This is a genomic window from Prochlorococcus marinus XMU1402 (assembly GCF_017696205.1).
GTDB classification, from domain to species: domain Bacteria; phylum Cyanobacteriota; class Cyanobacteriia; order PCC-6307; family Cyanobiaceae; genus Prochlorococcus_A; species Prochlorococcus_A marinus_AC.
The window spans coordinates 479,915-504,282 of record NZ_JAAORD010000002.1 but is presented as its reverse complement, the minus strand read 5'-3'; the positions used below and the strand labels follow the sequence as shown (position 1 = coordinate 504,282).

The following is a 24,368-nucleotide window of genomic DNA, read 5'->3' as shown; positions in this document are numbered from 1 at the left end:
TTATTTTTTACACTTAAATGTACCCTTTACTTGCTGAATTAAGTGCACATGATCTAGAAGTTGCTGAAACGTTGATAGGAGTGATTAGGTTTCTATTGATCTTTTTAGCAGCAAGAGCATTAGCAGAAGTATTAGTAAGACTAAGTTTGCCAACAATTGTTGGTGAGCTTCTTGCAGGGGTTGTAATAGGAGCATCAGGATTCCATTTATTGATACCGCCCTCAGCAGGAACTGAACTAAATGAGGGACTTGTAAATGTTATTAGTTCATTAGCGTCAATACCTCCGGAATCAGTATCTGAGGTTTATTTCGAAAGTTTCCCATCCCTCCAAGCAGTAGCAACACTTGGGTTATATGCACTTTTATTTTTAACAGGATTAGAAAGTGAGTTAGAGGAATTGGTAGCTGTCGGTGCGCAGGCTTTTACTGTTGCTATGGCTGGGGTAATTTTACCGTTTGCCTTTGGAACTCTCGGATTAATGTTTATTTTCCAGGTAGATTTAATCCCAGCAGTTTTTGCTGGAGCATCGATGACGGCTACAAGTATAGGAATTACTGCAAGCGTTTTCGGTGAATTAGGATATTTGAAAACTAGAGAAGGACAAATTGTTATTGGCGCAGCAGTGCTAGATGATATTTTGGGAATTGTTATTCTGGCAGTGGTTGTGGCTCTTGCTGCAGGAGGTTCTTTAGAAATTGCTCCTATTATTAAATTAGTTGCGGCAGCAGTAGTATTTGTTATTGCTGCTATCGCATTAAGTCGAACAGCAGCACCAGGATTTGATTGGTTATTAGATAGATTGAAAGCGCCTGGAGCTGTAGTCGTGGCTTCTTTTGTCATACTTGTATTATGTTGTTTTGTCGCAACAGCTATTGGATTAGAGGCAGCCTTAGGTGCTTTTGCAGCTGGATTGATTCTTAGCAGTTCTAAAAATAATCATGCAATACAACAATCGGTTTTACCTTTAGTTTCCTTATTCGCAACTATTTTCTTTGTACTAGTTGGTGCTGGAATGGATTTATCAGTTATCAATCCACTTGATCCAACAAGTAGATCAGCTCTTGTAGTTGCAGGATTTTTATTAGTTGTTGCAATTATTGGAAAAATTGCAGCCGGATGGGTATTTTCAAGTGATAAACCCACTAATAGATTAGTTGTAGGCCTGGGTATGATGCCTAGAGGAGAGGTAGGTTTAATTTTCCTTGGGTTAGGAACAAGTGCTAAGTTGTTAACTCCTTCTCTTGAAGCGGCTATTTTATTAATGGTAATTGGAACTACATTTCTCGCACCTGTTCTTTTGAGAATTGTTCTAAAAGATAAGCCCCCAAATGATGGCAATAAAATTTCAGATGATGTTGCGGCTGATCCTGTGGGTCTTCTTTAGGAAATTATTTTATTAGAATTATTTGAAACAATATCTAGTAAATGGAAAAATCAGTACAGATTAGTAAAGAGGTAAATTACTCTTGGAATTTTTTAAGTTATCCAATACATACTGTTACTGCAAAACCAAAAGAGGAGAGCTCTCGAAATTGTGCAATTCTCTTAATTCATGGTTTTGGAGCCTCCACAGATCATTGGCGTTTTAATATTCCTGTTTTGAGTGAAAAATATGAGGTTCATGCAATAGATCTCTTGGGTTTTGGAAAAAGTCCCAAACCATCAGATGTTCAATATTCAAGTCATCTTTGGAAAGATCAAGTTGCATCATACGTAAAAGAAGTCATTAAAAAACCAACTTTTATTGTTGGAAATTCTTTAGGTGGTTATGCATCTCTTGCTGCCAGTGCAGAATTAGAAGAACTATCAGCAGGTGTTATATTGCTTAATGCTGCTGGATCATTCACTGAAGAAGAGGTTCCACCAAAGAATAGACTTGAGAGTTCTATAAGAACTTTAGTTGGAACATTTTTTAGAGGTAATTTTTTTCTTCAACGAGGAACATTCGACTTTATGAGAAGAAGAGGAACAATTCAAAATACTTTGAAGAAGGTGTATGTAAATAAAACTAATGTTGACGATTATCTTATAGATTCAATTTTAAGGCCTTCACTAGATCCTGGAGCATTTAATGTTTTTAAAACTGTTTGGAATCCATCAGGAGTTAAAGGAGAACCATTTGATAAATTATTCAACAAATTAAAATCTCCACTTTTACTTTTGTGGGGAGGTTCAGATCCTTGGATGAATACCAAACGCAAAAGACTTCTTTATGAAAAATTTGCCCCAAATAATACTAAAGAAATTATTCTTGACGCTGGGCATTGTCCTCATGATGAAGTCCCCGAGTTAGTTAATAAGCACATACTAGAATGGATTGATTCTTTGTAGATATTTTTGTGGAAATCAGTTCAGGCAACAATCAAGGTATATATACTTTTCAATTAGACAAAAAAAACTATATTAAATTTTGTCCGGAGAGAGGAGGGTTGATTACAAATTGGGTTTCGGATGGTAATGAAATACTTTATTTCGATGAAAAAAGATTTATGGATAAGACAAAAAGTATTAGGGGAGGGATTCCTATCCTGTTTCCAATTTGTGGAAATCTCAATACCTCTAATTCAGTATTTGGAGAAGATTATTTGCAATTAAAACAGCATGGTTTCGCTAGGGACTTGCAATGGCAACACTCACTTAATAAAAATGGGAATTCATTGAGCTTATTTTTAAATGAATCTAAAAAAACAAAAAAATATTATCCTTTCGATTTCGAACTTAGAATTGAAGTTACCTTAAAGATTAACTGTTTAGAATTTGAAATTAAAATCTATAACAAAACTGATATTGCTATGCCTATAAATTTTGGTTTGCATCCTTATTTTAATATTTCAGATTTCAAGAATTTAGAGTTTATTGATAATCCACTTAATTGTCAGAATCAAGAAAAAAACATCATAAGTAATACTTTGGATGAATTAAACAATATTAATTTAGGAGTTGATCTACTTATGTATACTTCTGGCAGAAGCGCTTTTCGAGATAAAATTTTTCAAAGACAGTTAACTTTAAATCATCCATATCCTTTTGATCTAGGCGTCATTTGGAGTGATCCTCCAAGAAGAATGATATGTCTCGAACCTTGGACTAGTCCAAGAAATTCTTTTGTTGATGGATTTAGAAATATTATGATTCCTTCAAATGATTGTCAAAGGTTTGATGCATCAATACAAATAAAATCTTTTAAATAATTATGCAAAACTCATGAAATTTGTTGTTATAGATGATGATCCAACAGGCTCTCAAACTGTTCATGATTGCTTATTACTTCTTAAGTGGAACTGCTCAACTTTAGTCAAAGGTTTTGAATCTAAATCTAATTTATTTTTTATTTTGGCTAATACAAGGTCACTATCTGAAAACGATGCGAAATTAACAATAGAGGAAATTTGCAAAAATCTTAAGACCGTTATAGCTTCTGGAGCTTATGAAGAAGAAATTATTTTTATAAGTAGAGGAGACTCTACTCTTCGAGGACATAACTTTTTAGAGCCAAGTGCCTTAAATAGTTGCTTAGGTCCTTTTGATGCTACTTTTCATATTCCAGCTTTTATAGAGGGTAAAAGATTAACCATTAATGGATCACACTTTGTTGATAAAACTCCAATTAATCAAACAATTTTTGCAAAAGATAAAATTTTTGGATATGAGACAAGTAATGTCAAGAATCTTTTATTTCAGAAAAGTAAATCGCAAATAAATTTTGAAGATATTCAAAATCTTTTATTGTCAGATATTGAAATTTTAAATGATGAAGAAAATAATATTGTTTTTAAAAGACTAAAGAATTTAAAGAATAATAAACATCTAATTGTAGATATAGAAAATTATTCTCAATTAAAAAAATTTTCTTTAGTAATTAAAAAATTGACTAAACAAAAAAAATTCCTTTTTAGAACTGCAGCAAGTTTTATAAGTTCAATTTCTGAGAAAAAAAGGATCTCTAAGGGTGAGACATATTTTTCTGACTTAAGAATAAGAAATAAAGAAAAGGTTTTTCTCCCAGGATTGATAATTGTTGGATCCTATGTGGAACTTTCAACAATCCAATTGAATAATTTATTAGAAATAACTATTTGCAATCCAATTGAATTAGATGTTTTTGAATTCTTTAAAATTAATTCATCAGAAAATTATCGGGAGCTAAGGAATTTATTAAAAAAAAATTTTTTGAAAGAAATTAGAATTTCATTTGAGAAGGGCAAAACTCCTGTATTGTTTACTTCAAGAAAATTTATGTCCTTAGATTATTCTAAACAATTTAATTTTTATAATTCACTTGCTTGTTTTATTGCTGAATTAGTTGCTGATTTAAAATATGAAATAGGATATTTGATTTCAAAAGGAGGTATCACAACAAATGTGATTCTAAGTAATGGACTTAATGCAGATTATGTTTATCTTCAAGGACAGATATTAACAGGCATTTCAGTGGTGACTCATAATTTAAAAAATGACGAAAAACTCCCTATTATTACTCATCCTGGAAACATTGGCAGTAAAGATTCACTGGTTAATATTTGGAAGATTTTTGAAAATAAAAATAATTTTAAAAATTAGAAATTTGAGATAATTTCTTCAGCAAAACTGCTGCAGGATAGAGGTTCTACTTTCGGTTCCATTAAGCGTGCTAGATCATAGGTGACTTTTTTTTGTTCTATTGCCTTACTTAAACCATTAGTAATTAAGTTAGCTGCTTCATCCCAACCAAAGTATTCAAGCATCATTACACCACTGAGAATAACTGAGCCTGGATTAATCTTATTTAAGCCTGCATGTTTTGGCGCGGTACCATGCGTTGCTTCGAAAATTGCTGCATTATCTCCAATATTTGCACCAGGAGCCATACCTAAGCCACCAACAATTGCTGCAGCTGCATCAGAAACATAGTCTCCATTAAGGTTTAATGTTGCAAGAATTGAATATTCTTGAGGTCTAGTTTGAATTTGTTGAAATATACTGTCAGCTATCCGATCATCAACAAGAATAAGTTCTCTCCATTTACCATCTCCATGAGAATTTGATATTGATGAAATAACTTCTTTAATTTCTTCGCAAATAAATGCTTTTTTGTTATTTGTAAGCTTGTCATAACCTGGTTCGATTTTTCGAGCATTATTTTCAATTGTAATTTCTGGATCTTTCTGAATATTGTCTAGGATCCAGCTTTCTCTTTCTGTAATGCAATCTTCTCTAAATTCATCAACTGCTAATTCATATCCCCAATCTCTAAATGCACCTTCGGTATATTTCATGATATTCCCTTTATGTACAAGAGTCACATGCCTTTTGTCTCCAGATAATCTTTTAGCATGTTCAATAGCTTTTCTAATATGCCTTTGGCTACCAAATTTACTAACTGGTTTTATACCAATTCCAGACCCCTTTGGAATTGACCTATTTTTTAATTTTTTACTGTTCGGTATGACAACTTCATTTAAGTGATTAATTAATTCAAGACAATTATTATCCTCGGCTTCCCATTCAATGCCCATGTAGATATCCTCTGTATTTTCTCTATAAACAACAACGTCTAAATTTTGGGGATTTTTATGAGGGCTTGGAGTTCCTGAATAATATTTGCATGGTCTAACACAGCTATATAAATCAAAGATTTGTCTTAATGCAACATTAAGAGATCTAATACCTCCGCCAATAGGAGTCGTTAACGGTCCTTTAATGGCTACACCGAAATGTCTGATTGCTTCAATAGTATCTTGAGGGAGATAGTTGTATGTTCCATAAAGTTCACAAGCTTCATCTCCTGCATAAACTTTAAACCAATTAATTTTCCTTTCATTTCCATAGCTTTTTTTAATCGCTGAATCAAGAACGATTTGAGTAGCTGGCCAAATATCAACTCCTGTACCATCACCTCTGATAAAGGGGACAATGGGATTATTAGGAACATTAGGATTGCCTTGATTAAAAGTTATAATCTCGCCTTCATTAGGTAAAGTTAATTTTTCAAATTTTGGCATAGCTTTGAATTAATAAAAGATAACTCATTGAATTTCCTCGTATTGTAATTTGCGATGAGTTATTTTCTTTAAAAGCTAGAAATTTATTATTCAAATGTGAATAGAGAATAGTTTATTGATGAGCATTTCAACATCTTTGTTAAAAGAAAAAGTAGTTAATAAGCAAGATAAAGCAAATTATGTCATTTTTCAAAAGACTACTCAGCTATTTATGAATGCTAGTTCAAATGTAAGTAATGTTGAAATAGCTAATAAAATTGCTTCTACTGCAGCTTTATTTCGAAAATACTTTCCTGATGCCAGCGTAAACTTTAGTCCTTGGGATAGTCCAAATAACGAATACATGCAAGATACAATTGATTTTGCGTTTCATTTCCCTGGATGGAGTCCTCTGATTGAATGTAGAGCAATACTATTACAATTAAGAATTGAAAAAGATAATACTGACAGAGTTCCGAAATTGCTAGGTATAATAATGCGAGGTATGATTGTACCCTCCGAGAGATGGAGAGTAGCAACCATCGGAGATTGGGAAATGACTGGTACTCATTTACCGCAACAGAAACAAAAAGATAATCTTTTTTTGGTTTGCAAAGAACTTTATAAGTTATTCTCAACAACATCCGCTGGTAACAAAAATTAGCTGTTTTTTGTATTTTCCTTGTAGATTAAATACACTGACAAAAAAATTTCAAATATATGGCAGTTGCTCTAGCAGGACAATTAAGAGAGGGGACAAAAAAATCCCACACTATGGCTGAAAATACTGGCTTTGTGGCTTGTTTTTTAAAAGGAGTTGTTGAAAAAAAATCCTATAGAAAATTAATTAGTGATTTATATTTTGTTTATAAAGCTATGGAAGAAGAGATTGAAAGATTGGTTAATGAGGATCATCCCGTAATAAAACCTATTGGTTTTAAATCATTATTCAGGAAAGAAACCCTTGTAAATGATCTTAAATTTTATTTCGGGGATAACTGGAAGAATGAAATTAATATTTCTCAATCAGCAAAAGAATACGTAGAAAGAATCCATGAAGTCGCAAAAAAATCACCAGAGCTATTAGTTGGTCACCACTACACACGCTATATAGGAGACTTATCTGGAGGGCAAATTTTGAAAAGGATCGCTAAAAAAGCACTAAATTTGCAGGGAAATGATGGTTTAAACTTTTACGAGTTTGAATTAATTGCTGACGAAAAAAAATTCAAGGAAGAATATTCCCTTACTTTGAACCAACTTCCAATAAATCAAAAGACTGCAGATCAAATTATTGATGAAGCTAATCAAGCTTTTACTTACAATATGAAAATGTTTAAAGAGCTTGAAGGTAACTTGATTGCTGTTTTAGGGAAGATTGTATTTAATTACATTACAAAAAAAGTTAGAAAAGGAAGCACCGAGACCTAGTAATTTATGTTTGATTCATTAGTTGATTTCCTTAAAACCAATATTGATGAATTAAATGGTCATGAAGTACCAATATCTAGCGAATTTAAAGAACATCACAATGAAGACTCAAAATATATTATTAAAAATTGGCTTTTTTCATCTTCCGAATATAGAAAGTGGCGTATAACCCGATTAGATGGCGGCAAAAAACTACAAGTTTTTAATACGGTTGCATATCCAAATTTTGATAGTGAAGTACCCATCTTAGGCGCTGATATTTTATGGTTTGGAACTGCTCAAAAGTTATTGGCAATACTTGATTATCAACCTTTGATTCAAGAAGGCAAGTATCTTGAAAAATATTGTTCAAGTTTAGGTAGAATTAAGAAAAAGTATTCTGAATTTGATAATAATAAAATGAAGAATATCTATGACTCAAAAAAGTACTTTTCCCCATGGGTAATTATATGTAGAGGAAATAAATTAAACCTTGATAGAGATTTAAATAATATATTTTATTCATTTGTAAATAATTATTTGAACATTTATAAATTGAATACTGTTAATCAATTTTTAAATACTGAAGAAATAAAGATTAATCAAATTAAATATGATAAGTACAGTTTTGAAAAAGACCCTGCAGAAAAATTGTTTAAATCTTTTTTTGGAGAAAAATGGACAAAAAAATTTATTAATAAATTTCTCTTTACATTAAATAATGAGATTATCCATTGAATGTTAATACAAGATACTATTTTTTATAGACCAGATTGGAGATGGCATAATTTTCTAAAATATTTAACTAAAAATTTAATTAAATATAAATGTCAAGAAAAAATAATACCCTCCGAATATTCTTATAAAGATTCAACTTATGGTTCAAAAAAGTCAAAAAAAAATGTGAATCTCTCTACTTGGTGCGTAATACATAAAAAAAGAATTCAATTAGCAAGAGCAGTTTGCATTAATAGTCCCAATTATTCTGTTTTAAATTTTTTAATTATTCCTAATAGTATTTATAATATCCCATTTTTTGGTGTAGATTTTGTTTCTCTACCTAATAGTCATTTATTAGTATTAGATTTTCAGCCTTCATTAAAAATACAAAATCAATATGATAATGAGTTACTAGAAAAACTTAAAAAACTCAAAACTCATTGCCATTCCTCACTCCCATGTGCTGAAAAAATGTCTGCAGACGTAGCTAGATTTTTTTCTCCAGGAGTAATTTGGTCAAAATTACCAAAAGAAGAAAAGAGTGATTTTTTAATTGCTAATCAGCTTTATACCTCATTTAAGGAATATTTTAATTTGTATTTAAAAATTCTTTTTGCAAGTAAGGAAGTCAATATTGATTTGCAAAAAGAATTAATAAACGGTCAAAATAATTATTTGAAATATAGAAGAGATAACGATCCAGCAAGGCCAATGTTATCGAGTTTATTTGGCAAGGAATTTACTGAATCTTTAATTAAAGAAGTTTTGTTTACTACTTAGAAGTCTTATAATTTATTTAAATTTGAAATAATATGAAAAAAATTTCTGTTCTTTTTGTATGTTTGGGAAATATTTGTAGGTCTCCTGCAGCAGAAGCTATCTTTATAAGTCTATTAGAAAAAAAAGGATTAATAGATGGATTTATTGTAGACTCTGCTGGAACTGGGAGTTGGCATATTGGAAAAAGAGCAGACTCTAGGATGAGAATCGCGGCAGAAAGAAGAGATATAAATATCTTAAGCAGGGCGCGTCAAATAACTTGCAAAGATTTTGAAGAATTTAATTATATTCTTGCCATGGACGACTCAAATTTTAGAAATATTCAAGAACTTAAAAATAAAACATCTTCAACTGATTTTGCATCAATTAAAAAAATACAAGATTTTAGATCAGTTTTTTGTGAGCACGAAGTCCCTGACCCATATTTTGGAGGTGATGAGGGCTTTGATTATGTTCTTGATATATTAGATGACTCTGTAAATGGTTTCTTGGAGAGTATTTCTTGAATTTATTGGATCTGAGTCTCTTTAGGAATCTTGTCATTATAGAGATCAATAATTTTATCTACTACCTCATTAATTGAATATTTATCCGTAATAATTTCTATTGCGTCATTCGCTTTTATTAGAGGTGAAATTTCCCTAGTGGAATCTTCAAAATCTCTTTTCTCTATAAGTTCTTTTAATGTATTTAGGTCAATTTCTTGTGAGTCTTTACAATTTTTATCAGATTTTCTTCTTTTTGCTCTTTCCTCGATGCTAGCAGTTAAAAATATTTTAAGTTCTGCATTGGGAAAAACAGTAGTTCCTATATCTCTTCCTTCAGCTACAAGTCCGCCTGTTTCTCCAATTCTTCTTTGTTCTTCTACTAAGAATTTTCTTACTTCTTTTATTGAGGAGATTTTCGAAACGATTGAACTTATCTCTTGCGACCTAATTTCTTGAGTAACACAGTGGTTATTAATAAAAACATCCTGATTTAAATTTGTGTTCGACTTGAAAACAATAGATATATCTTTAAGAAAATTTTGTAAATTTTTTTCTTTTTTATAATCAATATTTTCTTTTAGTAGAAGCCAACTTAATGACCTATACATTGCTCCAGTATCTAAGTATAAAAGTTTAAGTTTCTTCGCTATTAACTTTGTTACGGTACTTTTACCTGACCCTGCAGGGCCATCAATTGCAATAATCGGCTTTCTTTTCATTAGAAAAACGTGATCAATTAATCTTGTTTCTCCACATCTTATCGCACCAGCCAGTAATGAAATATTATCCTCAAGTCTTGCTTTTTGAAGGGTATGAGGATGTAAATGTTCTAAATATTCAATTGAAATTTTTTTTTCTGATAGCTTTTTAATTATTTCTTGTAAATTTATTTTTTTTTCTTGTTGAAAATTTTTTTTTATTTCTAATAACTCACTTGAAAAAAATCTAATTAATTTTCTTTCGTTTTTTGATAAATGTACATTACGTGAACTTAAAGGAATTCCATCAAAATCTCTTTGTGTAGGAATAGATTTAATGGCAATATTTAATTTTTTCGTTAGAACAAGATTTTTTAAAATTAAAAGTTGTTGCCAATCTTTTTCTCCTAAGTAAAGATTTTTTGGCTTGATGAGATTAAGTAATCTATAAACTACAGTACAAACGCCATCAAAATGTCCAATTCGATTTAATCCACATAATGCAGAAGTTAATTCTATTGGAGCTTTCAGGAATTTAACATTTTTGTTATTTGTTGGATATATATCTTCAGTACTTGGGATTAAGATGGCATCTGCGCCATTTTCAAAGGAGATTTTTATATCATTTTCAATTGTTTTAGGGTAATTCTCTAAATCAAACTTGTTATCAAATTGAAGTGGATTAATAAAAATACTTACTAAATTAACATTAGAATTATCATTTTTTGCTGTTGTTATTAGTTTTATATGTCCATTATGAAGATTGCCCATTGTTGGGATAAAGTTAATTTCACTATTTATATTTCTTCTCCAATTTTCTATTTCTTCAGTTTTTCTTATGATTACTTTCTTCACTTTGTTTTTAAAAAATAAATCTATTTGATAAATAATTACTGGACAAAAGCAATCTTAGGAGGAATATCTATATAGGCAAAGTCTATCATTTTTATTTCATGGATTACAAAACATCAGGTGTTGATATAGAAGCTGGGCGAGAATTTGTTTCCCAAATTAAACAGGCAGTTGAAGAGACTCACACATCTAATGTGATTGAGGGTATCGGTGGGTTTGGAGGGTTGTTTAGAATTCCTATCAATAATTTTAAAAAACCAGTTCTTGTTTCAGGAACTGATGGCGTTGGAACAAAATTAGAATTAGCCCAAAGTAAAAACTTTCACTTTGAGGTTGGTATTGATTTGGTTGCTATGTGCATGAATGATATTATTACTAGCGGGGCAAAACCTTTATTTTTTCTTGATTATATTGCTACTGGTAAGCTTGATAAGAAACAATTATTGAGGGTTGTTCAGGGAATTTCTCATGGCTGCGGAGAAAATAACTGTTCATTACTCGGTGGGGAAACTGCTGAAATGCCAGGATTTTATTCAAAAAATAAGTATGATCTTGCAGGATTTTGTGTAGGAATAGTTGATGAGGATAATCTTATTAATGGTAAAAAAGTATCTGAAAATGATTTAATAATTGCTTTAAAAAGTAATGGAGTGCATAGTAATGGGTTTAGTTTAGTAAGAAAAATAATTCAAAACAATAATCAAATAGATAAAGAATTTGAAAAAGTTTATCATTTAAATTTTTATGATGAATTATTGAAACCTACAAAAATTTACAATAATGTGATTAACCAAATGTTATCTGAAAATATAGAAATTAAAGCAATGTCTCATATTACTGGTGGAGGAATTCCAGAGAATCTACCAAGATGTATACCTTCTGATTTCATTCCTTATATCAATACTAATTCTTGGGAAATACCAACTTTATTTAACTTCCTAAAAGAGAAAGGAACAATTCCTGAAAAAGATTTTTGGAATACCTTCAATCTTGGAGTCGGATTTTGTTTAGTTATTGACAAACAATTTAAGGATGAGATATTAAATATCTGTAAAGATCATGACATAGATAGTTGGGAGATTGGAAAGATAATGAGAAAAAACGATTCAGCTATTAGTAAATTTCTGCCGGAAATTTTAATTTAAATTTTTTTATCTTTTTTATAATGAGTTTTAAAAATTATTTTTTGTACCAAAATGAAAAAGTTACGTGTAATATAATAAAATTACCGCCGAATTATATCGGAAGTTTAAGTATTAAGATTTAACCTTTTATTCAATGCCCTTTGCAAATAATCAAAGAATTACACGTAGACGTAGTTCAGCTGGTCCAACACCACCAAAAAGACCGATAGGTAATAATTCCGAATTTAGTGGTAGACAGGCTCAAGGCCCAAGACCTACTTTTTTGACATTAAGAGATCATGGTAAAGTATTTGTGGCTGATTTACCTAATTTGTCCGATGGTCAATTAGCTCATATTAGTAAAGAAGCTAATGAAGTTTTAAATAGTTTGGAAAAAAGGCTTAGTGATCTTGAAAATGAGCCTAATGTTAATAATCCTGAAAACGATACCCTGATAAAAGCCTCTACCAAAAGAGATGTCACATTGCGGTTTATTAAATCAATAGAAGAAGAACAAGAACATAGAAAGAATAATCCTGCTTTAAGAGATGCAGCATCTGAATCTTTACCTAGAACTTTTCTTGAGGTTGCCAGACATAGATTGCCTGGAGCAACCTTTGATTCACTACTGCGAGAGGCTCTTGAAGCATGTGCTGTTGATGATAGTACTGATGAAAATCAAGTTATTGATGAGCCTAAAGAAACTGTAAAAATCATGGATATACCCTCTGCCAACACAAATGCTTCGCTTGTTGTTAGTATCGATTCAAGTAATGATTCCAAGAATGGCTCTAATTGATTCAACACAAGAGTTGATAAGTTTTAAGGATAAAAATAATTCAAAAATCAATCTTTCTTCAGAGAAAGATCCTATTTTATGTAATCATTGCAAAAGGACTGCATCAAATGGAGTTAGATGTTTAGGAATGTGTGTAGCAGATAATGATTATTAAAATAATTCAAATGCTTATTTAAGTAATCTGATGAAAATAATTAATAAATCCATCTGATAGTATTTATTAATGAAACATATAAGGTATTATTTATCAATAATAAAGAAAAGATTATTTTTCTATATATCAATAAGTAATTGAAACTTTCTAGCCTTTATTTGAAATTGAAGTTCTTCGAACATTTCATAATTAAATGCGTAGAAAAATTAACGAAGGCGGCACCCAGATTCGAACTGGGGATAAAGGATTTGCAATCCTCTGCCTTACCACTTGGCCATGCCGCCGAAAAAGATTCAATTAAGTCTTTTTATGATCTTAACAGTAAGATGACTCATTCTCTGTTATTTATATGTAATGGCCATGGAGAGGATGTAATCGCATCAGAAATAATAAAAAGATTACTAAAAAAGATAAAAAATAAAAAAATTGAAGTTATGCCTTTAGTAGGTAATGGAGATGTATTTAATTCAATAAAATCAAACAAATTTCGTAAAATAGGATATTTAAAAGAGTTGCCTAGTGGAGGTTTTAGTAATCAAAGCCTAAAGGGATTTTTGCTTGATTTGTTTGCAGGATTTTTAATTGATAATTTAAGAAATTTTTTAATTGTAAAACAAAAGTCAAAACAAAACTGCAAAATTATTGCAGTAGGAGATTTTCTACCATTGCTTTACGCATGGAGTTCAGGATGCGAATTTAGTTTTATTGGAACTCCCAAAAGTGACCATACTTGGAGTAGTGGCCCAAGTTGGTCTTTGAGCGATTTTTATCATAACTTGAAAGGCTCTGAATGGGATCCATGGGAAATGTTTTTAATGAAATCTCCAAGATGTAAAAATTTAATTGTGAGAGATAAAATCACAGCTAATAATTTGAATAGAAAAAATATTAATGCAAAATACTTGGGTAATCCAATGATGGATTTTGTTAATGCTACAAATGAGAAGATATCAAATATTGTTTCTTTTAATAGGATTATTTTATTGGTTGGAAGTAGATACCCTGAAGCTCTTAAAAATCTTGATAATTTTCTTAATTGTTTGAAAGACTTCGATTTTTCAAAGGATTTGATAATACTTTTGCCTTTGAGCACTAATGCAAATGTGATTCAAATTCAAAGTTATTTAAATAAATATAGTTTTATAAAACAGAGTAAACTTCAATTTTTAATTGGAGAAGATTCAGTATGGAAAAGGAAAGATCAATATGTAGTAATTGGAAAGGGTAAATTCAATTTATGGGCCAATATGGCTGAAGTTGGCTTGTGTAATGCAGGAACTGCTACAGAGCAAATTGCTGGCCTTGGAATTCCATCTCTGTCTCTACCTGGATCTGGACCACAATTTACAAAATCATTTGCAAAAAGGCAATCGAGATTATTGGGAGGTAGTGTTTCAGTATGCAAGAACAAAACAATTCTTTTAAAGCGTTTAAGTTTACTTTTGTCAGAAAAAGTTATTAGGTTAGAACAAGCAAAAATTGGAAAAAAAAGAATGGGGGAATCCGGAGCAAGTAAGAAAATCGTAGATTATATAAACCTTCATTTGTTATCTTAGTAAATGGCACTAGCGTATTAATTATTAATTCTTTCATGTATCCAATAAATGATCGGCAATATCTAAAAATTTGCGCAGAGATTGCAAAAATTATGAGTATAAGCTTATCTTCTGCTAAGAAGAAAGTAGAAATACAAATTGCAAAAGAAGGTTCGAAAACTATTCAAGAAAAAATACAAGTTGCTCAAAAAGTCTTAGAAATTTGTGAAAAAAATGATGGAGATAAATTAAGTTCCTCAAGAATACTTGATAAGCTTATGGAGACTATTGATGGTGAGGATAATTTTTTTACTGAAGATTGATTCTTAATGTTCAAAAATATTTGAGAATTTTAGTATGTCTAAATCAGCATGTACAGGAACTGTTTCGAAACATTTTTGAGCTAATTCATATCTATTTTCTCTCTTTAATATAACTTTTAATTTATGCATAGCTTCAATTAAATATCTAACATCATTTGCTGCATAATCTAATTGATCTTTTGTTAAATCTTCGTTGCTACCCCAATCACTGCTTTGTGCGCTTTTGTCTAATTCTATACCTAACAATTCATTAATTAAATCTTTTAAACCGTGCTTATTTGTATAAGTTCTTGCCAATTTACTAGCAATTTTTGTACAAAAGATATTTTTTGTATTAATTTCAAGATTACATTTTAGAGCTGCTATATCAAATCTTGCATAGTGAAAGATTTTAGTAATTTTGTCATCTTCAAGAAGTGCTTTTAAATTAGGTGAAGAAAATGTATTAAGTTCGATTTTTATACAGGATGTTCTTTTGAATTCATCACATATTTGTACTAAACAGAGTCTATCTCTTCCATGAATTAAACCCATTGCTTCAGTATCAATAGCTAGGTAAGACGAATTTTTATAAAGATTGTACAAATCTTCAGTTAAATCGCTATACAGAAGATCAATATTTTTATTTTCAGATGTCATTTTAATAGGAATTTAAAGTAGTTTAGGATTTAGAATATTACTTGTGATTTTATTTAATTAAGAATTTTGATCTCATGAGACTATTTTACAGAATAAATCTAAAAAATTATATTATGATGTAATTTTAATTTTTATACTCGAGTTACTAGAAAAATTTATTTAATGTCCTATTCCTTAAATTCAACGTTATTGCTGACAATTCTTTTGGCCATAGGATTATTTTTTTTTCTTAGGGCTTCTAGTAAAGATAGAACTACTGTCGTTGAGATTTCATCTTCTCAGCAGCCAGTAAAGGTCTTAAATGGTTTATGTGAATGGCTTAATTTGAGGGGATGGAAGCAAGCGGGAGGAGATTTTGAACAAAGAATTTTAATATTCAAGGGACAAGTCGTTTCTAGTAAATTTTTAGCAATTTTTTTAGGTTTTCTTGGCGGTTTTGGTTCTTGTGCTTTGGGATTAGTAATTATTCAAATATATCCTGAATTAGGTTGGTGGCCAATTCTTTTAGGATTAATTGGGGGACCTTTGTCTGGCATTGTTTATTTTAAAAAATCAGCAAGAGAGGAGAAATTTGAATTAAGGTTAATCAATGAAAATGATAATGATTCAACTTTTATGAGATTAAGAGCGCATAGAGATGAATTAATCTCTTTAGAAAATGAACTTGGAGAAAAACTTCAATTAAAAAGTGACGGTTCTTTATTTAAAACACCTATTTAAATACTATAAAAATTTTATCGATAATTTTTAATCAAAGATATTATTCTCAATACAGAATTTCTCTAAATCTTTATCATTTAACCAATCTTGGGGTTTTGTAAAAATTGATGTGAGAAATTCTTCTCGAGAACCTTTTTTAGCTTTATACCCATATTCCCATCTAGCTAGAGGCGGTAAGGACATTAATATAGATTCGGTCCTGCCGTTTGTTTGAAGTCCAAAAATTGTCCCTCTATCCCAAACTAAATTGAATTCTACATATCTACCTCTGCGATATAGCTGGAATTCTCTTTCTTTGGATGTATATTTTTGATTAGCTCTTTTTTCAATAATTGGTAAATATGAAGGGAGGAATGCCTGCCCACAGTTTTCTGCTAAAGAAAACAAATTTTCCCAATTTAAATTAGATTCGCCGATATTTTGTGAAGCTCTTGATGCCTCTCCATTTGGATTATTTCCTCTATAAATATTGCCTGAACCATCTTGATAATCATAAAAAATACCTCCTATGCCTCTAGATTCATTTCTATGCTTCAAAAAGAAATATTCATCACACCAGGGTTTGAAAACTTTATGCAAATCTTTATCAACTTTCTCACAAGCTTTTTTATGCTCGTTATGAAAATTTCTCACGTCAGAAAGATAAGGATAAAAAGGGGTCAAATCTGCACCCCCTCCAAACCACCAAACAGGACCAGCTTCGAAATATCGATAATTCAGATGAACTGTTGGAATATAGGGATTCTTAGGATGCAAAACCATAGAAGTTCCCGTAGCAAACCATTTATGACCTTTTGCTTCAGGCCTTTGAGAGATTATAGATTGAGGTAATTCTTTTCCCTGTACTTCAGAGAAATTTACTCCTGCTTGCTCAAAAATAGAACCATTTTTCAATACTCTTGATCTTCCACCGCCACCTTCCTCTCTTAGCCAGGATTCTTCTATAAATTTCCCTTTGCCATCAATATTTTCAAGTCCTGAACAAATTTTGTCTTGTAGAGTTAATAAGAGATTTTTAGTTTTCTCTCTCGAGTTTTTAGGAGGTTCTCTGAACATGTATTTAGTAAATATTGAAGAAAAAATTTTTTTGGTTAATTATAAGTTTCCCTTTATAATTTCTCTTAGGGGGTCCTTATTGCCTATTATTTGATAGTTCGACATAGTTCTTAATCTTTTAAACAGTCGACTATCTAGTCAAAATATTTAAAAATTTAATGACCACAATAGAAGATGCGAATTTTGCTTTACAAAAAGTTTTAGATGCTGGATCACAGAAAAATGTTATTGAATTAGCTTGGATCAAAAATGTAAGAGTATCTATACCGAGAGTAATCGTAACATTATCATTACCATCATTTGCGATTTCTCAGAGAGATAGAATTGTGCAAGAGGTTAGAAAACTATTACTTGATTTTGACGATATTGATGATGTTCAAATAGAGATAGATAATAATCCTTCTAAAACAGAATCTAAAACTCAAAGTAATGTTACTGAGTTACAGAAAATAGACGGAATTCGACACATAATAGCTGTTAGCAGTGGTAAAGGTGGAGTGGGAAAGAGTACCATTGCAGTTAATCTAGCTTGTTCTCTAGCTAAATTAGGCTTAAAAACTGGTTTGTTGGATTCGGATATATATGGACCTAATACTCCCTCAATGATGGGAGTTGCAGAACAGAATCCAAAGGTTACAGAAGGTAGTGGCAGTGATCAAAGGTTGATTCCAATAAATAAATATGGAATTTCATTGGTATCAATGGGTTTCCTCATAGAAGAAGGTCAGCCAGTTATATGGAGAGGACCAATGCTTAATAGTATTATTCGACAATTTTTGTACCAAGTTGAATGGAATAATCTTGATTTTTTGGTTATTGATTTGCCTCCAGGCACAGGAGATGCACAAATATCCCTTTCTCAATCTGTTCCTATTTCTGGAGCTATTGTTGTAACTACTCCTCAACAAGTATCTTTGCAAGATGCAAGGAGGGGGTTAGCAATGTTCAAACAACTCGGAGTGCCTTTACTAGGAATTGTAGAAAACATGTCAGTATTTATTCCGCCGGATATGCCAAGTAAAAAATATGAAATTTTTGGTAAAGGTGGTGGACAAACATTAGCTAAAGAAAATGATTTACCATTATTAGCCCAAATTCCTATTGAAATTCCTCTCGTTGATGAAAGTAATAAAGGTGTGCCAATCTCAATAAGCCAGCCTAATAGAGAAAGTTCTATTGCATTTGGTAATTTAGCTAAATTAATTAAGAATCAATTTGTTAATAGATAATTGATGTTTAGGAGAATTTCTTTATTAAATAAGAGAGGATTTTTATCAAAAAAAGACAACTTTAATAGAGGTTTATTATTTTCTCCACTACTTTTAATTCCTTTGTTTTTAGTTATTGTTTCAGGTTTATTAATAAAAAGTGTTCAGGAAAGTTTAATTGTATCGAATTATTTAAGTCATATCCTTACTGGTTTTCTAGGTTATTTTTTAGCATTTTTTATTTCTTATATACCTTTAGAGAGAATTAGAAAATATTTAGTTCCATTCTATTTGTTTACTTTAGTATCCTTATTACTAATTTATTTTTTTGGGATCTCAGTTTCTGGAGCTCAAAGATGGCTAAACTTGGGTATCTTTTCTTTTCAGCCTTCAGAAGTAGCTAAACTAAGTACTGTATTAACTCTCGCTTTAGTACTCGACAAAAAATTAGTCTTAACAACAAGAGATTTAATATTGCCTCTCTTAGTAGTAATAATTCCTTGGTTATTAATTTTCTTTCAACCTGACTTAGGTACCTCTTTAGTTTTACTAGTTTTGACAAGTGTGATGCTTTATTGGTCACAAATGCCCATAGAGTGGATTTTGATATTAATGTTTTGTATTTTCACTTCTATATTATATTTAACCTTACCAACTCTTCTTATTTTCTGGATTCCAGTTATAGGGTATCTTGCTTATAGATCTTCGAGAAAGAAAATTATTTTTTCTGCTCTGGCTATTTCGTTTCATTTATTAGTGGCAAAATTGACACCATTTTTATGGGAATATGGCTTAAAAGAATACCAAAAAGATAGATTAGTTTTATTTTTAGATCCAAATAGAGATCCATTAGGTGGCGGATATCATTTGATTCAGAGTCAAATTGCAATTGGTTCTGGAGGATTATTTGGTACTGGTTTGCTAAGAGGTAAGCTGACTAATTTGCAATTTATACCAGAACAACATACTGATTTTATATTCAGCGCTTTAGGAGAAGAATTGGGTTTTGTTGGGTGCATAATAGTTCTATTCTTGTTCTTTTTTTTGATTAAAAATCTTATTAATACTGCAACAAATGCTAGGACTAACTTTGAATCTCTAATTGTTATTGGAATAGCCTCAACTTTTTTATTCCAAATAATTATTAATTTATTTATGACTATTGGGTTAGGACCAGTTACTGGAATTCCTCTTCCTTTTATGAGCTATGGTCGAACTTCATTGGTTACGAATTTTATATCAATTGGATTTGTTTTATCTATATTGAAACGTTCTAGATCATTAAGAAGTTGATGAAATCACAAACAACTATAAAAAAAATTCAAGACCTTTTGCTTGAAGAAGTTCAAACTACATATGTGGATGATGATACATCTAGAAGAATGTGGTGGGCTTCTTTAGAAATTATTCAAAAAGATTTCTTATCTCAGAATTATAAACATGGGGGGATTTGGGTTGCCTCCCCTTTGCCAGCTTTTAATGATAAAAAATTTTTAAATAAACTTCATGGATGGCTTTGGTCTCCTGAGGGCTTTCCATACTTTCAAAATGAGAATGCAGGTTTTTTACCAGTAAACAATTCAGAAAAGATAAAAAAAGATTTCGATTTAGTTAGTAACTATAAAGTCTTAAATCTTAGTCAAGAAGATGGTTTTGAACCTTTTTTGATGATAATCACCCCAAATTTTCAGTGTATATTATCGATTGTAGGAGAAAAAGATAAGAAAATTTTACTAATGAAGTGTGATGAAGAAAGTCTAAAACTATCAATTGAATTAATGCATGCAAAATTAAATCAAGAAAATTTTGAGGAAGGAGTAAAATTTCGTAATGCAATTAATAATTTAGGAAACCTTAATATTAATAATCAATTTGAAAAATTATTTTGGCCAATATTGTCGGCAAAATTAGCAACTATTACGCCAAATCACAATATTCTTAATTCTGGTAAAAATGATAGAAAAAATGAACAAATAACTGAAGCAAAATTATTACGTGCAATATCTCATGAAGTAAGAACGCCTTTGGCAACAATAAGAACCCTAATAAGTTCTACTTTAAAAAAATATAAGATGGACCAATCAATGAAAAATCGTTTAATTCAAATAGAAAGTGAATGTAATGAACAAATTGATAGGTTTGGTTTAATCTTTGATGCAGCAGAATTAGTTAGTAATGAAGTTCCGTCATTAAATAATTTGGCAAAAATTAATTTAGCCGAAATTTTTAAAAAGCTTGCACCTTTATGGAATGAACAATTAAATCGACGCGGGATTTCTCTTAAGATTGATATCCCCAATCAACTTCCAGAAATTATGAGTGATTCTGAAAAATTAGAATTAATGTTAAGAGGATTAATTGATAAAAATACTAGAGGATTAAAAGAAGGTAGTACATTGATTTTAGAATTAAGACCCGCTGGTCAAAAACTTAAACTTCAATTAAAGGTACAAAAATTAGATAATAATCAAAAAGAAATTCAAAAAAAAGATAACGGTTCTGATATTGGTCCTGTTTTAAATTGGAACCCTCAAACTGGAAGTTTACAACTCAGTCAAAATGCCACACAAAAGTTGTTAGCTAGTTTAGGAGGGCATGTCACACAAAGACGTGATACAGGTTTGACAGTATTTTTTCCGATTTCAGATTCAAAATAAAATGAAAATAAGTTTTCCATATATTAAATAATGTAGAAAATTTACTATAAATTTGGAATTTTGCAAAATATGAATGCTAATTTCTTATTAGAAATAACTCAAAATCTAGGATGACTGAAACTTTAGTTGGTCAATTTCCAAAGCATATAGGAAGTACTGGGGGTTTATTAAACTCAGCAGAAACCGAAGAAAAATATGCAATTGTATGGAAAAGTTCAAAGGAACAAGCATTTGAATTGCCCACTGGGGGAGCTGCAATTATGCATGAAGGTGATAATTTAATGTACTTTGCAAGAAAAGAACAATGCCTTGCGTTAGGGACACAATTAAGAGCCTTTAAACCAAGAATTGAAGACTTTAAAATTTACCGAATTTTCCCAGGTGGCGATATTGAATTTTTACATCCAAAAGATGGTGTTTTCTCTGAAAAAGTAAATGAAGGAAGAGAGAAAGTTGGACATAATCCTAGAAGAATAGGTGAGAATCCTAATCCAGCTGGTTTGAAATTTACAACTAAGAATACTTTTGATTAACTTCCTTAAAGTTGATATAAAAGAAGAAAATAATTATAATTTGGGTTGACACTATTAGTATGATCAGCTCACAGAAAAATAATTTTTTAAAAGCTTACAAAGAAGGTAAAAATTTTATACCTATTACTCAAACTTGGCCAGCAGATTTAGAGACTCCATTATCGACTTGGTTAAAATTATCCTCAAAAGATTCCCATGGTGTTTTTCTTGAATCTGTTGAAGGTGGGGAAAGTTTGGGTAGGTGGAGTATTGTTGCTACCAAACCTCTTTGGGAAGCCGTCTGTTATGGAGAAGAAATAGTTAGAACTTGGAATAATGGCAAAACTGAAACACATAGAGGTGATCCTTTTGATATCTTAAAAAGTTGGACAAAGGAATATAAGTCAACCATGCTTGATGACTTGCCATCAATTGGACAGTTATATGGCTCTTGGGGTTATGAATTAATAAATCGAATAGAACCAAGCGTTCCAATAAATAAAATCGAAGGAAGTAATATTCCCTATGGATCCTGGATGTTTTTTGATCAGTTAGTTATTTTTGATCAAATAAAAAGATGTATTACTGCGGTGGTTTATGCAGATACTGATTTTTCAAAAGAGTCCTCGACCGAAGAATTATATTTAAACTCAATTTCAAAAATTGAGAAAACTAGAAATTTAATGAGAGTTCCTCTAAAAGAAAATGAGTTTTTAGATTGGAATGAAAATAAGAATATGAATTTAGATTTAGAAAGCAATTGGAAGAAAAAAGATTTTGAGGATGCAGTTATCTCTGCAAAAGAATACATAAGAAAGGGGGATATCTTCCAAATAGTTATAAGTCAAAGATTCGAAACTAAAGTCAATAATGATCCCTTTAATTTATATCGAAGTTTGAGGATGGTTAATCCATCTCCATACATGTCATTTTTTGATTTTGGCTCTTGGTATCTGATAGGTTCAAGTCCTGAAGTAATGGTTAAAGCTGAAAAAAATAAAAATAGTCAGATTGTTGCAAGCTTAAGACCAATAGCTGGCACAAGACCTAGAGGTATTGATAATCAACAAGACTTGGAATTAGAAAAGGATTTACTAAAAGATCCAAAAGAGATAGCTGAGCATGTAATGCTAATAGATCTTGGGAGAAATGATCTTGGCAGAGTTTGTGAAATTGGTACTGTAAAGGTCAAGGATTTAATGGTTATTGAGAGATATTCACATGTTATGCATATAGTTAGTGAAGTTGAGGGAATCTTAAAAAACAATGCTGATGTATGGGATTTGTTAAAAGCATCTTTTCCCGCTGGCACAGTAACTGGTGCACCAAAAATAAGAGCTATGCAATTAATTAAAGACTTTGAAAAAGATGCTAGAGGACCTTATGCTGGTGTTTACGGATCTATTGATATTAATGGTGCATTAAATACGGCAATTACTATAAGAACTATGGTAGTTAAACCCTCAAGAGATGGGAAATATGATGTTTCAGTGCAAGCAGGGGCTGGAATAGTTGCTGATTCTTATCCTGAAAATGAATATCAAGAGACGATAAATAAAGCAAAGGGGATACTACAAGCATTAGCATGTTTGGAAAATAAATGAGTCAAAATAATCTTTATAAGGGTTTTGAGGTAGAACTTTTCACGGGTTCTGTAAATTCTCATATTGGTGTTTCTGCTGAAATTGAGAAAAAATTTCTTGATTTTGTTAAAGAGCCAGATAATAGAAACGTTGAATATATAACAACACCTGAAAAAGACTACAATTTTTTATATGAGAAATTAATAAATCCAAGAAGAAAGTTAAGAAAGTGGCTAAATGCTAAAAATTTAACGATCATTCCTTCATCTACACTTTGCTTTAAACACGATATTCAATTTCAAAGATCAGAAATTGATAATGTTTATCATCAATTTATACAAGATAACTATGGGATTTCTATTGCAACTTCCAGTGTCCACATAAATATAGGAATAGATGACTTAGATAAACTTTTTGCTGCTATTAGACTTATAAGGTCTGAGGCTGCTTTGTATCTATCCATAAGTGCTAGCTCACCTTTTTTAAATAATAAAATTACGGAAAATCACTCTCAGAGATGGATTCAGTTTCCAAAAACACCAAGTAAAGTTCCTTTTTTTGTAAATCATAATTCTTATATCGATTGGATCGAGGAAAATATAGCTAATAAAAATATGCAAAATATCAGGCATTTTTGGTCTTCAATTAGACCAAATGGTCCTCAAAGGCCTTTAATTATTGATCGTTTGGAATTAAGAATTTGTGATTTCGTTCATGATATTAATTTGTTATTGGGGATAACGGCAATGCTAGAACTCAGGATTTTAGATCTTTTTGAAAATATAAACACTTTAGATCCTATGACAGCAAGTATTTTTTCTACTGATAAATTATCAGAAATATGTGACCAAAATGAAATTAATGCTGCTAGAGATAGTTTGAATGCAGAGTTAATTTGCTGGCAAGATGGTAAAAAAATAATTTGTAGAGAATGGATTCAAAACTTATTATCAGATTTGTCCTCTACAGCAGAAAAATTTAATATGAAACATCTTTTGCAACCCATCTATAAAGTGCTTGAAGAAGGTAATCAATCTATGAAATGGATCAATCAATATAAACAAGGCCTTTCTATTGAGCAAATCATGAAAATTACTATTGATGATATGATCAGAAATGAAGAAGAGAGTATTTGATTAAATAAACATT

General features: G+C 30.7%; 25 protein-coding genes and 1 tRNA gene. 21 read left to right on the top strand and 5 right to left on the bottom strand.

Annotation, left to right across the window (positions count from 1 at the left end):
- Positions 1-17: 17 nt before the first annotated feature.
- Genes HA141_RS09005 through HA141_RS08990 form a run of 4 tightly spaced genes read left to right on the top strand, consistent with a single transcriptional unit; the run spans position 18 to position 4,561 of the window.
- A complete protein-coding gene (locus tag HA141_RS09005; RefSeq protein ID WP_209118959.1) occupies positions 18-1,385 on the top strand; it encodes a cation:proton antiporter in 1,368 nt (455 codons plus the stop codon).
- A gap of 41 nt (positions 1,386-1,426) precedes the next feature.
- Positions 1,427-2,332 (top strand): alpha/beta fold hydrolase, encoded by a 906-nt coding sequence (locus HA141_RS09000; protein WP_209118957.1) that lies wholly within the window; start codon positions 1,427-1,429, stop codon positions 2,330-2,332.
- An 8-nt stretch (positions 2,333-2,340) separates the two neighbouring features.
- Positions 2,341-3,192 carry a galactose mutarotase gene (locus HA141_RS08995; RefSeq protein WP_209118955.1) on the top strand — a complete coding sequence of 284 codons (852 nt, stop codon included), beginning with the start codon at positions 2,341-2,343 and terminating at the stop codon, positions 3,190-3,192.
- A 13-nt stretch (positions 3,193-3,205) separates the two neighbouring features.
- Positions 3,206-4,561, top strand: a complete 1,356-nt coding sequence (locus tag HA141_RS08990; RefSeq protein ID WP_209118953.1) for a four-carbon acid sugar kinase family protein — start codon at positions 3,206-3,208, stop codon at positions 4,559-4,561.
- Here HA141_RS08990 and HA141_RS08985 read toward each other — a convergent pair.
- Positions 4,558-5,982: an NADP-dependent isocitrate dehydrogenase gene (locus tag HA141_RS08985; protein ID WP_209118951.1), complete on the bottom strand. Its 1,425-nt coding sequence runs from the start codon at positions 5,980-5,982 to the stop codon at positions 4,558-4,560. The two genes, HA141_RS08990 and HA141_RS08985, sit on opposite strands and share 4 nt — an antisense overlap.
- A 211-nt stretch (positions 5,983-6,193) precedes the next feature.
- Here HA141_RS08985 and HA141_RS08980 point away from each other — a divergent pair, with 211 nt between their 5' ends.
- From HA141_RS08980 to HA141_RS08960, 5 genes are read left to right on the top strand one after another with little or no spacing between them, the layout of a single operon-like run.
- A complete protein-coding gene (locus HA141_RS08980) occupies positions 6,194-6,625 on the top strand; it encodes a hypothetical protein (protein ID WP_209119228.1) in 432 nt (143 codons plus the stop codon).
- A 56-nt stretch (positions 6,626-6,681) separates the two neighbouring features.
- Complete coding sequence (locus HA141_RS08975; RefSeq protein ID WP_209118949.1) at positions 6,682-7,392, top strand: heme oxygenase (biliverdin-producing); 711 nt, start codon at positions 6,682-6,684, stop codon at positions 7,390-7,392.
- A 6-nt stretch (positions 7,393-7,398) separates the two neighbouring features.
- Positions 7,399-8,109 carry a 15,16-dihydrobiliverdin:ferredoxin oxidoreductase gene (locus HA141_RS08970; protein ID WP_209118947.1) on the top strand — a complete coding sequence of 237 codons (711 nt, stop codon included), beginning with the start codon at positions 7,399-7,401 and terminating at the stop codon, positions 8,107-8,109.
- Positions 8,110-8,871: a phycoerythrobilin:ferredoxin oxidoreductase gene (locus HA141_RS08965; protein WP_209118945.1), complete on the top strand. Its 762-nt coding sequence runs from the start codon at positions 8,110-8,112 to the stop codon at positions 8,869-8,871.
- A gap of 32 nt (positions 8,872-8,903) precedes the next feature.
- Complete coding sequence (locus tag HA141_RS08960; protein WP_209118943.1) at positions 8,904-9,377, top strand: low molecular weight protein-tyrosine-phosphatase; 474 nt, start codon at positions 8,904-8,906, stop codon at positions 9,375-9,377.
- Positions 9,378-9,379: 2 nt separating this feature from the next.
- Here HA141_RS08960 and HA141_RS08955 read toward each other — a convergent pair whose 3' ends face one another.
- On the bottom strand, positions 9,380-10,912 hold the full coding sequence (locus HA141_RS08955; protein ID WP_209118941.1) for a bifunctional pantoate--beta-alanine ligase/(d)CMP kinase: 1,533 nt from the start codon (positions 10,910-10,912) through the stop codon (positions 9,380-9,382).
- Between the two features lie 98 nt (positions 10,913-11,010).
- Between HA141_RS08955 and purM the strand changes: the two genes are divergently transcribed.
- From purM to HA141_RS08940, 3 genes are all read left to right on the top strand, one after another.
- Positions 11,011-12,054, top strand: a complete 1,044-nt coding sequence (purM, locus tag HA141_RS08950) for a phosphoribosylformylglycinamidine cyclo-ligase (protein WP_209118939.1) — start codon at positions 11,011-11,013, stop codon at positions 12,052-12,054.
- Between the two features lie 133 nt (positions 12,055-12,187).
- Positions 12,188-12,832 (top strand): histidine phosphotransferase, encoded by a 645-nt coding sequence (locus tag HA141_RS08945; RefSeq protein ID WP_209118937.1) that lies wholly within the window; start codon positions 12,188-12,190, stop codon positions 12,830-12,832.
- Complete coding sequence (locus HA141_RS08940; protein ID WP_209118935.1) at positions 12,819-12,986, top strand: hypothetical protein; 168 nt, start codon at positions 12,819-12,821, stop codon at positions 12,984-12,986. The genes HA141_RS08945 and HA141_RS08940 overlap by 14 nt, the downstream gene beginning before the upstream one ends.
- Positions 12,987-13,199: 213 nt before the next feature.
- Here HA141_RS08940 and HA141_RS08935 read toward each other — a convergent pair.
- A tRNA-Cys gene (locus HA141_RS08935) sits at positions 13,200-13,270 on the bottom strand.
- 42 nt (positions 13,271-13,312) lie between these two features.
- On the opposite strand from HA141_RS08935, the gene HA141_RS08930 reads away from it, so the two are divergent.
- Both HA141_RS08930 and HA141_RS08925 read left to right on the top strand, forming a co-directional pair.
- A complete protein-coding gene (locus HA141_RS08930) occupies positions 13,313-14,542 on the top strand; it encodes a lipid-A-disaccharide synthase-related protein (protein ID WP_245157324.1) in 1,230 nt (409 codons plus the stop codon).
- A 35-nt stretch (positions 14,543-14,577) separates the two neighbouring features.
- On the top strand, positions 14,578-14,844 hold the full coding sequence (locus HA141_RS08925) for a hypothetical protein (protein ID WP_209118933.1): 267 nt from the start codon (positions 14,578-14,580) through the stop codon (positions 14,842-14,844).
- A 3-nt stretch (positions 14,845-14,847) separates the two neighbouring features.
- On the opposite strand, the gene HA141_RS08920 is transcribed toward HA141_RS08925, so the two are convergent.
- Positions 14,848-15,483, bottom strand: a complete 636-nt coding sequence (locus HA141_RS08920) for a ribonuclease D (RefSeq protein WP_209118931.1) — start codon at positions 15,481-15,483, stop codon at positions 14,848-14,850.
- Between the two features lie 162 nt (positions 15,484-15,645).
- Here HA141_RS08920 and HA141_RS08915 point away from each other — a divergent pair, with 162 nt between their 5' ends.
- Positions 15,646-16,203 (top strand): cofactor assembly of complex C subunit B, encoded by a 558-nt coding sequence (locus HA141_RS08915; RefSeq protein WP_209118929.1) that lies wholly within the window; start codon positions 15,646-15,648, stop codon positions 16,201-16,203.
- A 27-nt stretch (positions 16,204-16,230) separates the two neighbouring features.
- Here HA141_RS08915 and hemF read toward each other — a convergent pair whose 3' ends face one another.
- Entirely contained in the window at positions 16,231-17,259 is a 1,029-nt protein-coding gene (gene hemF / locus HA141_RS08910; protein ID WP_209118926.1) for an oxygen-dependent coproporphyrinogen oxidase, read from the bottom strand.
- Positions 17,260-17,417: 158 nt separating this feature from the next.
- Between hemF and HA141_RS08905 the strand changes: the two genes are divergently transcribed.
- The 6 genes from HA141_RS08905 (at position 17,418) to gshA (ending at position 24,355) form a co-directional block, all read left to right on the top strand.
- Positions 17,418-18,488, top strand: a complete 1,071-nt coding sequence (locus tag HA141_RS08905; protein WP_209118924.1) for an Mrp/NBP35 family ATP-binding protein — start codon at positions 17,418-17,420, stop codon at positions 18,486-18,488.
- A 3-nt stretch (positions 18,489-18,491) separates the two neighbouring features.
- Positions 18,492-19,760 carry a rod shape-determining protein RodA gene (rodA, locus tag HA141_RS08900; RefSeq protein WP_209118922.1) on the top strand — a complete coding sequence of 423 codons (1,269 nt, stop codon included), beginning with the start codon at positions 18,492-18,494 and terminating at the stop codon, positions 19,758-19,760.
- Positions 19,760-21,124: a sensor histidine kinase gene (locus HA141_RS08895; RefSeq protein ID WP_209118920.1), complete on the top strand. Its 1,365-nt coding sequence runs from the start codon at positions 19,760-19,762 to the stop codon at positions 21,122-21,124. The genes rodA and HA141_RS08895 overlap by 1 nt, the downstream gene beginning before the upstream one ends.
- A 110-nt stretch (positions 21,125-21,234) precedes the next feature.
- Entirely contained in the window at positions 21,235-21,657 is a 423-nt protein-coding gene (locus HA141_RS08890) for a photosystem I reaction center subunit II PsaD (protein ID WP_002807018.1), read from the top strand.
- A 59-nt stretch (positions 21,658-21,716) separates the two neighbouring features.
- Positions 21,717-23,240: an anthranilate synthase component I family protein gene (locus HA141_RS08885; protein WP_209118918.1), complete on the top strand. Its 1,524-nt coding sequence runs from the start codon at positions 21,717-21,719 to the stop codon at positions 23,238-23,240.
- Positions 23,237-24,355 carry a glutamate--cysteine ligase gene (gene gshA / locus HA141_RS08880; RefSeq protein WP_209118915.1) on the top strand — a complete coding sequence of 373 codons (1,119 nt, stop codon included), beginning with the start codon at positions 23,237-23,239 and terminating at the stop codon, positions 24,353-24,355. The genes HA141_RS08885 and gshA overlap by 4 nt, the downstream gene beginning before the upstream one ends.
- Positions 24,356-24,368 lie beyond the last annotated feature (13 nt).

Bases quoted from the DNA above. Each gene is read 5' to 3' on its own strand.
- HA141_RS08960 (WP_209118943.1), top strand. From the start codon at position 8,904: ATGAAAAAAATTTCTGTTCTTTTTGTATGTTTGGGAAATATTTGTAGG.
- HA141_RS08970 (WP_209118947.1), top strand. From the start codon at position 7,399: ATGTTTGATTCATTAGTTGATTTCCTTAAAACCAATATTGATGAATTA.
- HA141_RS08885 (WP_209118918.1), top strand. From the start codon at position 21,717: ATGATCAGCTCACAGAAAAATAATTTTTTAAAAGCTTACAAAGAAGGT.
- gshA (WP_209118915.1), top strand. From the start codon at position 23,237: ATGAGTCAAAATAATCTTTATAAGGGTTTTGAGGTAGAACTTTTCACG.
- HA141_RS08905 (WP_209118924.1), top strand. From the start codon at position 17,418: ATGACCACAATAGAAGATGCGAATTTTGCTTTACAAAAAGTTTTAGAT.
- HA141_RS08985 (WP_209118951.1), bottom strand. From the start codon at position 5,982: ATGCCAAAATTTGAAAAATTAACTTTACCTAATGAAGGCGAGATTATA.
- rodA (WP_209118922.1), top strand. From the start codon at position 18,492: ATGTTTAGGAGAATTTCTTTATTAAATAAGAGAGGATTTTTATCAAAA.
- HA141_RS08915 (WP_209118929.1), top strand. From the start codon at position 15,646: ATGTCCTATTCCTTAAATTCAACGTTATTGCTGACAATTCTTTTGGCC.
- HA141_RS08965 (WP_209118945.1), top strand. From the start codon at position 8,110: ATGTTAATACAAGATACTATTTTTTATAGACCAGATTGGAGATGGCAT.
- HA141_RS08980 (WP_209119228.1), top strand. From the start codon at position 6,194: ATGAATGCTAGTTCAAATGTAAGTAATGTTGAAATAGCTAATAAAATT.
- HA141_RS08945 (WP_209118937.1), top strand. From the start codon at position 12,188: ATGCCCTTTGCAAATAATCAAAGAATTACACGTAGACGTAGTTCAGCT.
- HA141_RS08940 (WP_209118935.1), top strand. From the start codon at position 12,819: ATGGCTCTAATTGATTCAACACAAGAGTTGATAAGTTTTAAGGATAAA.
- HA141_RS08895 (WP_209118920.1), top strand. From the start codon at position 19,760: ATGAAATCACAAACAACTATAAAAAAAATTCAAGACCTTTTGCTTGAA.
- hemF (WP_209118926.1), bottom strand. From the start codon at position 17,259: ATGTTCAGAGAACCTCCTAAAAACTCGAGAGAGAAAACTAAAAATCTC.
- HA141_RS08890 (WP_002807018.1), top strand. From the start codon at position 21,235: ATGACTGAAACTTTAGTTGGTCAATTTCCAAAGCATATAGGAAGTACT.
- HA141_RS09000 (WP_209118957.1), top strand. From the start codon at position 1,427: ATGGAAAAATCAGTACAGATTAGTAAAGAGGTAAATTACTCTTGGAAT.
- HA141_RS08930 (WP_245157324.1), top strand. From the start codon at position 13,313: ATGACTCATTCTCTGTTATTTATATGTAATGGCCATGGAGAGGATGTA.
- HA141_RS08920 (WP_209118931.1), bottom strand. From the start codon at position 15,483: ATGACATCTGAAAATAAAAATATTGATCTTCTGTATAGCGATTTAACT.
- HA141_RS08990 (WP_209118953.1), top strand. From the start codon at position 3,206: ATGAAATTTGTTGTTATAGATGATGATCCAACAGGCTCTCAAACTGTT.
- HA141_RS08925 (WP_209118933.1), top strand. From the start codon at position 14,578: ATGTATCCAATAAATGATCGGCAATATCTAAAAATTTGCGCAGAGATT.
- HA141_RS09005 (WP_209118959.1), top strand. From the start codon at position 18: ATGTACCCTTTACTTGCTGAATTAAGTGCACATGATCTAGAAGTTGCT.
- purM (WP_209118939.1), top strand. From the start codon at position 11,011: ATGGATTACAAAACATCAGGTGTTGATATAGAAGCTGGGCGAGAATTT.
- HA141_RS08975 (WP_209118949.1), top strand. From the start codon at position 6,682: ATGGCAGTTGCTCTAGCAGGACAATTAAGAGAGGGGACAAAAAAATCC.